This window comes from Laspinema olomoucense D3b (assembly GCF_025370785.1).
GTDB lineage: Bacteria > Cyanobacteriota > Cyanobacteriia > Cyanobacteriales > Laspinemataceae > Laspinema > Laspinema olomoucense.
In genome coordinates, this window is record NZ_JAMXFA010000018.1 from 68,529 (window position 1) to 78,845 (window position 10,317).

The 10,317-nt window shown below is 49.5% G+C and carries 8 protein-coding genes; 2 read left to right on the forward strand and 6 right to left on the reverse strand.

The genetic code is table 11. The annotated features are described in order from the left end of the window. Positions 1-226: 226 nt before the first annotated feature. Both NG792_RS15105 and NG792_RS15110 read left to right on the forward strand, forming a co-directional pair. On the forward strand, positions 227-571 hold the full coding sequence (locus NG792_RS15105) for a hypothetical protein (RefSeq protein ID WP_261201328.1): 345 nt from the start codon (positions 227-229) through the stop codon (positions 569-571). A gap of 329 nt (positions 572-900) precedes the next feature. Then, positions 901-1,596, forward strand: coding sequence for a pentapeptide repeat-containing protein (locus NG792_RS15110; RefSeq protein ID WP_261235917.1), 696 nt, complete (start codon positions 901-903; stop codon positions 1,594-1,596). A 115-nt stretch (positions 1,597-1,711) separates the two neighbouring features. Here the strand turns inward: NG792_RS15110 and NG792_RS15115 are convergent, their stop codons facing one another. The 6 genes from NG792_RS15115 to NG792_RS15140 form a co-directional block, all read right to left on the reverse strand. Then, complete coding sequence (locus NG792_RS15115) at positions 1,712-2,602, reverse strand: pentapeptide repeat-containing protein (RefSeq protein WP_261201330.1); 891 nt, start codon at positions 2,600-2,602, stop codon at positions 1,712-1,714. A gap of 59 nt (positions 2,603-2,661) precedes the next feature. Beyond that, the gene (locus NG792_RS15120) at positions 2,662-4,188 is read right to left on the reverse strand and encodes a BamA/TamA family outer membrane protein (protein WP_261235918.1); all 1,527 of its coding nucleotides are present in this window, start codon (positions 4,186-4,188) and stop codon (positions 2,662-2,664) included. Between the two features lie 128 nt (positions 4,189-4,316). After that, positions 4,317-4,901, reverse strand: a complete 585-nt coding sequence (locus tag NG792_RS15125) for a pentapeptide repeat-containing protein (RefSeq protein ID WP_261201332.1) — start codon at positions 4,899-4,901, stop codon at positions 4,317-4,319. A gap of 288 nt (positions 4,902-5,189) precedes the next feature. Next, positions 5,190-5,369, reverse strand: coding sequence for a 30S ribosomal protein S21 (gene rpsU / locus NG792_RS15130; protein WP_015146781.1), 180 nt, complete (start codon positions 5,367-5,369; stop codon positions 5,190-5,192). Positions 5,370-5,619: 250 nt separating this feature from the next. Further along, positions 5,620-5,955 (reverse strand): RNA-binding regulator, encoded by a 336-nt coding sequence (rbp, locus tag NG792_RS15135; protein ID WP_261201333.1) that lies wholly within the window; start codon positions 5,953-5,955, stop codon positions 5,620-5,622. Positions 5,956-6,282: 327 nt separating this feature from the next. Then, entirely contained in the window at positions 6,283-10,302 is a 4,020-nt protein-coding gene (locus NG792_RS15140) for a non-ribosomal peptide synthetase (RefSeq protein WP_261235919.1), read from the reverse strand. Between the last annotated feature and the right edge of the window lie 15 nt (positions 10,303-10,317).

Here is a 10,317-nt window from a genome sequence, read left to right on the forward strand (position 1 = left end):
GTAATCGGCGATCCCTGGGCTGTTTTAGGGTCCATTTGTTAGCACTCTACCGACCAGAGTGCTAATAGATATTCAGGCGATCGCACCCTGGAGGAATAGATTTGTCAAATTGAATCTAAACTTTTAAAATAGAAGCAGATCTGGTAACAGAGGTAACGATTTTCTGGCAAAAAGCCTGGTATCAAAGAGATATTAAAACAAAAGTAGAAAGCAGGAGGATGTGGCGATGGAATACACCTTCGACATTTTAGGGGTTTCCCCAATTTTATATTTTTTTAACCAACAGCAGGAGAAAGTGATCACTGATTCAGGAGTCGGAGTGGAATATCTGGGAACTCCCAAATGTACTTTGGATGCCTTTATTGATTCCGTGCAAATGGTTTCTCCGACTAAAGAGTGGGATTTGGATGGAGTCGTGCAAACGGTGATCAACTTTTGGATGCATAACCCGGATAAAATAGGCTATTGGAAAGGCCGGTTAGAAGATGCTGGAGATCATAATTTATTAGTAGCTCGCGTGGCGGATATAGGTTCATTACGCGCTACCTTTGAATCGATTCTGAACGATTAAGAAAGGAGAACGGCTGAAGCTTGTACTAACGGTTTCAGTCGTTTTTTGGTGTTCAATGTCACGAATTGAGTTGTTATCCCCCGTAAGTCCAGGAACATCTACGCGCAATCCGCTGAATCAGAGGGCTTTTGAGAAGCGGATCCGTGAGCGGTTGTTCATGAGTGAATCTACTCAAGGAGACGCTCTCGGTTCAGCATGGGACTTGTGATATTGATCGCCCTGAAGCCACGATCGCGATCGCATTGAGTCTTCGATAAGAATCACGGCGAAAGTATCCATAATGCCTGATAATGGATAGTATGAGGATAGGTGATGGGGAGTGTAAGAGCATGAAATCAGGTATATTTGCGATCGCCGCATGGACAATCACAATCACGATGACCGCCACGATGACAGCACCGGCAGTGGCTCAAAACCCAGAACACCTGAAACAGTTGCTCGAAACTAACCAGTGTCAGGGATGTGACTTGAGCGGAGTTAATCTAGCGGGTCAAAACTTAGGCGGAGCGAACTTAGCGGGGGCGAACCTCAAGGGTAGTAACTTAGATGGCGCGAATCTGAATGAAGCCTATTTAGTGAATGCGAACCTCATGGATGCTTCATTGCGCGGGGCGAGTTTGATAGCCGCTCGACTACATGGAGCAAATTTAGAAAAGGTAGACTTAGAACGTGCTAACCTCACACTAGCGGGGATGGTGATTGCGAATTTAACGAATGCGAATTTGCAATGGGCGAACTTAGTCGGTGCAAACCTAGAGAGTGCCGAACTGGTGGGAGCCAATCTTTATAACACCACACAGTCTGTGGAGAACGAGCTTCAGTTCAGTCTTCAAGATGGCGGACCCTATCCCTTTGATATCGCGGGGATCAACCTGCGGGATGCGAACCTGATGGGTGCGAACCTGATGGGTGCGAACCTGATGGCGTCGGATCTCACAGGGGTTCAGGTGAACTATGCCAATTTACAGCAGGCACAACTAGACGGTGCAAATCTGCCACAAGGCTTTACGATTTCTAAGTTTTAAGGGCTGATCGTCGCAGAGTGCAGACGAAGCAACTGCGAAATTGTGAGCCAACAGAGAATTGAGAGCGATAAAATCTCAATTCTCTGTTTTTTTTTATTGCTAAAACTGACACTTTTTAGGGTGTGGGTTTTTGCAGATCGATCAGAGCGCTACTGCCATCGGGGGCGATCGCACCTTGCAAATCAGCCTCAGCAAACTCCGCATCGGTGATCTTCGCACCAAATAAATTAGCTCCGAGGAGATTAGCTCCCGTTAAGTTAGCCCCACGGAGGTTGGTATTTTCCAGATTGGCGCGAGAGAGGTCCGCCCGAGTCAGGTCCGCGCCGCTCAAATTGGCTCCGCTGAGGTCCACCCCACTGAGTCGGGCTCCGGAGAGGGCGGCATCAACCAAGGAAGACTGAGGGCAGATCCAGTAAACCCCGGCGCTGTTGGCATCGAACTCCTCATCAAAGCCAGTATCCGGATTACACAGAGCCGAATGCAGGTTCGCCTCACTTAAATTCGCCCCCCGGAGGTCAGCGGAACGGAGATCAGCGCGGTAGAGATAAGCTTGGGCGAGGTTGGTATGGGTGAGCTTGGTCCAGCGCAGGTCCGCTTTATAAAGATAGGCGAGGGATAAATCGGCATTGGGGGCGATCGCATAAGCATTTCTCCCGTTAGGATCAAACCCCACGGGAAACTGAGTCTGGCTATTATAGAGCGCATTAGAAATATCTGTAGCACCCATATCTGCCCATCTCAAATCCGTCCCTCTCAGGTCGGCCCCTTTCAAATAAGCCCCTCTCAGGTCGGCTCCCTTGAGGTCCGCCCCTCGAAAATCGGTCCGGCGGAGATAGGCGGAACTCAGGTTAATTTCCTGTAAGCTGGCATCGCGAAAAACGGCTCGACTGAGATTGCTCCCGCTCAGGTGCGCTTCACAGAGATTGACCTTAGAAAACAGTCTTTCTCCTTGAGCATATCGGTTTAGCAGTTGATGAATGTCCATGAGTGGTTTGTCATTTGTCATTTGTCATTTGTCATTTGTCCTGGGTGAGGGTGAGTTGAAGTTTGGGGAAAGGGTCTGGGTTAGAAGCGTTCCCCAATCTTAAAGATTGCGCTGAGGTCCTGTTGATCGCTCACGGCAAATTCCAGACGCACGGGACCAAAATCCGTGAGTAATCGTACCCCCAGACCTAAGCCGAACCCTTTGCCCGGTTTATTTCGCACTTCCCCGGGTTCCCCAAAGACGGAATCTGCCGAACCGAGGTCGCTGGCAAAATCAGCAAATACGGTGCCGCCTAAGGCTGAGGAATAGGGGAGATTTAAGTCTTCAATGAGGGGAAAGCGATATTCTACGGTGCCTTGGATATAACTTTGTCCGGTGCCGATTTCACCATCTTGATACCCCCGCACGGAGTCGCTGCCGCCTAGATTAAAGGCTTGATAGGGGGGGACATCGCCGAGGATGGTTCCTCCTTGGAGGTTAAAGACAAAGGTTTGGTTCTGAAAGGGGACGAATTGGGTAAAGCTGGCGCTTAAGCGGTTAAACAGGAGATCGGCACTGCCAACGGGGATGGATTGTTCGGTTGCCAGTTGAAAGCGATAGCCTTGGGTGGGCCATTCGTTACTGTTTCGGCGGTCCTGCAATAGCCCTAAGTTGAGGGTGACGAGGGTATCGAGACCTTGTTCGCTTAAGGTTAGGGGATTGCCGAGGCGATCGCTGGCGTAGAGGCGACTGGTAAAGGCAGAATTGCGAATGGCAACGCGCTGATAACTGGCTCCGGCGGAGAGAACGACGCCGGTTGGGGTGACGGGTTGGTAAAAGGAGAAGCTGCCTCCGAGGCGATCGACCCAAGCTTGGTGGTCATGGATGAGATTGACTTCGCGATCGCCTTCGAGAAACTGGGGCTCGGGCGATCGGGTATTAAATAACCGAACTTGATACCCCGAGTCGGAGGGTCCAGACTCTAGCCAAGGGTCGGTATAGCGCAAAAGTGCTCCAATGGTGCGCTCACCCCCTTCCAGACGCAGATCTAGGGTCTGGTCATTTTCCCCCAGGTTGGTCAGAATCAAGTCAACGGTGCCATGAATTCCTTTAATGGAGCTATAGCGAGGGAAGGGAACGATCGCAAAATCCGGTTCTTCCTCCAGTTCTTCTTCAATGTTTTCCAGTTCTGGACGCTGAGGTTGAGTCGGGGAATTTGGTCTTTGTTGGGAAATTCCCCGTTCTAAACCCTCGCCTTTTAAACCCTCTGCTGAATCAGAGGACTGGGTTGGCCCTAGGAGGGGAGGGGGTGGGGGGGTTTCCCGGGAGGGGGTTGCAGGGAGCAACCAATCTGCTGCCGGGGGATACAGAGATTGAAGATTCAAAGGGGTTGTTTCTGTCCCTTGTCCCCAAGCGGGGAGGCGAGTGATTAAAAGGACAGAAGTCGCTCCTAGCAACAAGGCTAGGGCTTCTAGGGATTTATACAAGATGATGTTCGCGGTCATGCCGTTGACTCCCACAGACTCCATGATTGTGTCGGGCGGCTCGTTTTGGCGATCGAGCAACCCGACTGGATAAAGCAATGATTGGGGTCGGTGGAAGAAATACCGGGCGGGTTTGTATCCCAACCGATCCCCAAATCTCCTCTATCTTAGGCATTTGTGGGACCGGCGATCGCATTGGGGAGATTGCTTGGGTGTTTTATGGATGGGGAAATCGTGACAGAAGGGCGATCGCCCCTGTGAACCCCACCCAGTCACAAATGTTGGTGTCCGTCTGGAAGAATGGTATTGCGCAGAGTCGCACCATAGAGATTGCTGTTCCAGAGATTCGCCCCGAGTAAATTTGCTTCGGTTAAATTAGCGCCCCCAAAATCAGCGGCAATCAGGTTTGCACTGCTCAGGTCCGATTCTTGTAGATTGGCGCCGACAAAGCTCGTACTGACGAGATCCGCACCAGAACAATCGGAATTTGACAGATTGGCATTCATTAAGTCAGCCTTATTCAGGCTGGCTTTCCACAAGCTGGCCCTCTGCAAATCCACGCGGTTTAAATCCGCTTGCCCGAGTTGAGCCAGCATCAGATTAGCCCGAATCAGTAAGGCATCACTGAGATTCGCTTTTTTCAAGAGGGTTGCAGTCAATTTAGCATCGGTTAAATTAGCTCCACTGAGGTTAGCCCCGTTGAGATTAGCCCGACCTAAATTAGCATCCGTCAGGTTAGCACCCGCTAGGTTAATGTCGGGCAAATGAGCGCGATAAAGGTAACAACGACGCAGATCTACGCCGGGGAAATCTCGTTCTCCTTCTCTGTAGCGATTGAGAAGTTCATCAGTATCCATCAGATTTGTTGAAGAGTGATAGGACAGAAAAAATGAGAAGATGACAGCCCTGATTTCCCCTGATTTTGCTCTGGGTTGCGAGGGTTAGATCCGACCCTGTTGCTGGAATGCGGTCAGAGGAGCTAACCTTGATTGTACCCGTTCCCAGAATAAAGCCGCCCACAACCTGCTTTGGGCTTTGGTGCTGAGGATCAATGCTTTCGCTCACAGCGCCCGGACATTTCCTTAAGGACCAGCAAGTGTGGACGGCAAACACCAAAAGTAAATATACGGCGATCGCCGTTTTAATTAACGATAACGTCTCTTGCGTCGCGCAGCACTGGCCTTGCGTTTACGCTTTTCCTGCGGGGTTTCAAAATGGCGACGGCACTTAACATCTGCGAGGATCCCCGCTCGCGAGACTTGCCGTTTAAAGCGTCGTAAGGCAGATTCAATGCCTTCGCTTTCTCCTACTAAAACTTGGGTCATTCTTACTCCTTTTACTAGAGGTCCATTGGCTGTGAGATAGCCTCAAGTCAGAACTTTACAGTTCTTATTTTACTTGAGGCCAGCAAAAATGGCGGCCTATCTGTATTATGCCCTAACAGGGTTGACGATAGCCCGCACGCCAGGGTGAGTTTCTAATATCAAAGTTTGCAGATGAGGAGATGTCCTAGCGAAATGATGCTAGATGATTTTCACCATCCCTCTATCATGCTATTGATTAGGTTGGGGAGAATTATCTGTAACCGCCACCGCCTCCGCCGCCGTAACCACCACGTCCGCCACCACGGTTACCACCGCCGCCGCCGCCGCCGCCGCGTTTGTTATCGTCGCGGGGTTTTGCTTTATTTACCTTGAGATCACGCCCCATCCACTCAGCGCCATCAAGCGCTTCAATGGCAGCGGTTTCTTCTGCATCGGTGTCCATTTCAACAAACCCAAAGCCACGGGGACGGCCTGTTTCGCGGTCCGTGGGAAGGTTAACTCGTTTCACCGTACCATATTCAGCAAAAACGCTGTTTAGGTCTTGTTCGGTGACATCGTAGGATAGATTGCCTACATAAATCGACATGGAAAGCCTCCAAAAGTTTAAGGGGATTCAGTTTCATCAGAAGTACCTGCCGACGAAGCCGATTCGGATTGATCCGGAGGCAATTCTGAAGCAAATAGCAAAACTCATTACTGAATCAAATTTTTCTTCACTACTTTAACATACCGCCCCAGGGTCGGTGAGTGTTTTTGTTTAGAGAAATTATGGAGGGGGTGGGGGGGATGGGGAGGATGGGGGGGATGGGGGGGATGGGGGGGATGGAGGAGATGGGGGAGAGGGGTTTTTAGGTTTGAGTTTTGGGGAATTAGGGGAGATTTTGTCAAAAAACTAGGGGACCTGGCTTTTGCTCTACCGAGATTCTAGGCATTCGCGGAGGCGATCGGCTAGATGTTGCACCTGGGGCTTTCTGAGCATGGTGAGGTGGTTCCCGGGAATCCGAATCAGTTCTATGGGTTCCGGGGTGAGTTGGCCCCAGCCCAAGGTTGGATCCTCACCCGTGGCGATCGCCCGATCGCTGGAGGTAATCAAGGTCATGCGATCGGGATAAATCGAGGGTTGATACTGGAGAACTGCTTGACTGTTTGCTTGGAAAATGGGTAACAGGGGGCGCAGGGCGACTTCCCGTAAGATGCGGCGATCGGATGTGGAATGCAAGGATTGCGCCAGGGTCGTTTTGGCGAGATAACGGTGTAAAAATTGGAAGAGGGGATGAACTCGTTGAGGGTGGCGATCGCCCTGGGGATGCAATGCCGCTTTCTCCCGCTGCTTCCCTTGGGTCATCAAATAAACATAATCCCGCAAAAACGGCCAAATCGAACTTGCCGCCGTGGTCAACAAAAATTTACCCCCCTGCCAGAGAGAGGGTTGATTAGTGGAAAGCGGGGCGAGGGTATCCAAAACTGCCAGTAACCCGACGGCATGACCTGCTTTTTTTAATTGGTGGGCCATTTCAAACGCCACTAACCCGCCAAAGGACCAACCCCCTAAGAAATAAGGACCTTCGGGTTGTATAGTCTGCATGGCTTTAATATAATAAGCGGCCATGTCTTCTATGCGCGTTAAGGGTGGAGATTTGCCGTCAATGCCTTGGGGTTGTAAGGCATAAAAGGGTTGATTTTTTCCCAGATGTAAGGCTAATTCATAATAAGGAAAGACCACGCCTAAAATGGGATGAATACAGAAAAATGGGGGATTTGTGCCTTGAGTTTGAATGGGGACTAAGGGAGAACAAGGGAGGGTATCAAGTTCAGAAAAGAGACAATCGGCTAATCCTTTGAGCGTGGGGTTGAGGAAAAGCGCAGAAACGGGTAATTGTTGCTGGAATTGCTGGTTAATGTGAGTCAGGAGTCGGACGGCGAGGAGGGAATCGCCGCCTAAGTCGAAAAAGTTATCATTCATGCCGATGCGATCGCACTTGAGGAGGGTAGCCCAAATTTGAGCTAAGGCGGCTTCGCTGGGGTTGCCTGGGGGGATAAATTGCCCAGGGGTGAGGGTTTCACCGGCTGGTAATTGGGTGCGGTCAAGTTTGCCGCGATCGGTCAGGGGCAGGGAGTTTAGCACAATCAACTCCTGGGGAATCATGTATCCGGGTAACGTTTTGCTCAGAAAACTTCGCAGTGAACTGTGGTTAATGGGTTGATTCCCTTGCGGGACAATATACGCAACCAGTTGATCCCGGTCTGTGGCCATGACGCGGGCTTGTTGGATGTTGGGATATTGGGTAATTGTTGTCTCAATTTCTCCTAATTCTATCCGATAACCCCGAATTTTTACTTGATGGTCGATGCGGCCTAAAAACTCTAATTTACCATCGATTTGATAGCGGGCTAAGTCCCCTGTTTTGTACAGTCGCACTGTTTGTTGGGGGGGAAAAGAGTGAGTAATAAACCGTTCGGAGTTTAATTGCTTCCGGTTGTGATACCCTCGCGCAACTCCCTCCCCGGCAATATAAATTTCTCCAGGAATTCCAATGGGAACCGGCTGCAAATTGGCATCCAAGAGATAAATTTGAGTATTAGGAATGGGGCGACCGATGGGCGGGTTGGGAGTGGGGTCGATAATTTCGGCAACGGTGGCCCATACTGTAGATTCAGTCGGACCATAGGCATTGAAAAAGTGGCAAGAATTAACCCAGGATTTAGCCAATGCTGGGGAACAGGATTCTCCGGCAGAAATCAGGGTATGAAGGGCGGGTAATTTCCCGGGAGGTAAGGTGGCTAATACGGCGGGAGTGAGAGAGGCATGGGTAATGGCAAATTGGCTTAAAAAGGTCATTAAAGCTGTTCCCCCATAGCGGGATTCTTCATCGGCTAAATAGAGGGTTGCGCCGGTACTGAATGCCATGACAATTTCAAAAATGGAAGCATCAAAACTGAGGGAGGAAAATTGCAAAATCCGGCTCTGTTTATTTAGTTTAAAGATTTGATGTTGGGCGATAATTAAGTTAGAGAGTCCTCGGTGTTCGATTAAGACGCCTTTGGGTTTTCCCGTGGAACCGGAGGTGTAGATCACATAAGCAAGATGATTGGGAGTGATGGGATAAGTGAGGGATTCGGGACTTTGTTGCGCGATCGCCCGTTGATGTTGCTCTAAATCCAGGATGGAGACTCGGGGGGGAGTCAGGGAGGGGACAAAGGGCGATCGCGTCAGTAAGAGAGAGACTTCGGCATCGGATAGGATAAACTGGAGTCGTTCTAGGGGATAGCTGGGGTCACAATAGAGATAGACGCCGCCTGCTTTGAGAATGCCTAGGATAGAGGCGACTGCCTCTAGGGAGGGCGGTAAACAAACACCCACTAAAACCTCGGGTTTAACCCCCCTTTCTTGTAGATACCGGGCGAGTTGATTGGATTGGTGGTGTAAGTCTTGATAGGTGAGAGAGTTTTTACCGGAGACAAGGGCGATCTGATTGGGCGATCGCTGAACAATTTCCTCAAATAAGTGCAGAAAGGAGGGATGCTGTAGTGGAGGTTGAGGAAGGGATGGATAGGCAGGAGAATTAAATTGACTCAGCAGGCAGTCCCGTTCAAGGGTCGTTAAAATCTGCAAGTCAGAAATCTTCTGCTTCGGGTCGGTGACAATTGCGGATAAAAGGGTTTGAAAATGTCCCATCCATCGGGTAATTGTCTCAGATTCAAATAAATCGGTACTATAAATCACTTGACCTTGAATTTGGTCAGCTTCTTCCCATAAATTAAACTCTAAATCCAGTTTAGCTGTGCCCATATCCCAGTCTAACAGACTCAAGGTTAGTCCGGGTAATTCCAGGGCATTTATGGGCGTATTTTGCAAGCTAAAGCTGACCTGAAACAGGGGATTTTGGCTCAAATCTCGTTGAGGATGGAGTTTTTCTACCAGCTTTTCAAAGGGTAAATCCTGGTGGGTGTAAGCGGCGAATGCCACCGATTTGACTTGAGTTAATAATTCCAAAAAGGTAGGATTTTCAGATAAATCCGTTCGCAGGACTAAACTATTGACAAAAAAACCGATTAGCCCTTCTATTTCTTGACGGTTGCGGTTAGCAATGGGAGAACCGACTGCAATATCGGTTTGTCCGGTGTAGCGATAAAGTAAGGTTTTAAAGGCCGCCAGCAGGGTCATAAATAGGGTGGTTTCCGTTTGCTGACTCAACCGTTTAATGGAGGCGGTTAATGTGGGAGGGAGGGCGAATTTTTGTTTTCCACCGCGATAGCTGGGAATTGGGGGACGAGGGCGATCGCTAGGTAGATTCAGGGGAGACAGATGTTGTAATTGCTGTTGCCAATAGCTTAACTGGGTTTCCAAAAACTCTCCCTGCAACCATTGCTGCTGCCATTCTGTAAAGTCAGCATATTGCAGCGGCAATGGTTGCAGGGGGGAGGGTTGGTGATAAGCAAAGGCGGTATATAACGTCCCTAGTTCCTCCAGCAAGATGCCAATAGACCAACCATCAGCAACTATATGATGAAAATTCAGCAACAGAATCGAGTCAATTTCACTCCGTTGTAACACCGAAATTCGCAGTAAAGGTCCAGTGGTTAAATTAAAGGGTTCTTCTGCTGCTAAAGTCGCTAAGCGTTGCGCCTCCCGGTCCTGTTCCACTGGGGGGAGATGCTGCAAGGCGATCGCCTGGATAGCAAGAGTCAATTCTGGGGAAATCACTTGCACCACTTGTCCCTCTAAAAGAGTAAAAGTAGTGCGTAAGATTTCATGACGGCGAACAATTTCATTAAAACTTTCTTCTAAAGCGGATAAGTTCAGATACCCGGTTAAGTGAATCGCTGCGGATACATTATAAAATGGGTTGTTGGGGGCTAATTGGTTGAGAAACCATAACCGTTGTTGTGCAAAGGAGGCGGGAAAGACAAAAACCTCGGTTTCTTGAGTCATGTTAGGGTAAATTTC

Bases quoted from the DNA above. Each gene is read 5' to 3' on its own strand.
- rbp (WP_261201333.1), bottom strand. From the start codon at position 5,955: ATGTCGATTTATGTAGGCAATCTATCCTACGATGTCACCGAACAAGAC.
- NG792_RS15110 (WP_261235917.1), top strand. From the start codon at position 901: ATGAAATCAGGTATATTTGCGATCGCCGCATGGACAATCACAATCACG.
- NG792_RS15105 (WP_261201328.1), top strand. From the start codon at position 227: ATGGAATACACCTTCGACATTTTAGGGGTTTCCCCAATTTTATATTTT.
- rpsU (WP_015146781.1), bottom strand. From the start codon at position 5,369: ATGACCCAAGTTTTAGTAGGAGAAAGCGAAGGCATTGAATCTGCCTTA.
- NG792_RS15115 (WP_261201330.1), bottom strand. From the start codon at position 2,602: ATGACAAATGACAAACCACTCATGGACATTCATCAACTGCTAAACCGA.
- NG792_RS15125 (WP_261201332.1), bottom strand. From the start codon at position 4,901: ATGGATACTGATGAACTTCTCAATCGCTACAGAGAAGGAGAACGAGAT.
- NG792_RS15140 (WP_261235919.1), bottom strand. From the start codon at position 10,302: ATGACTCAAGAAACCGAGGTTTTTGTCTTTCCCGCCTCCTTTGCACAA.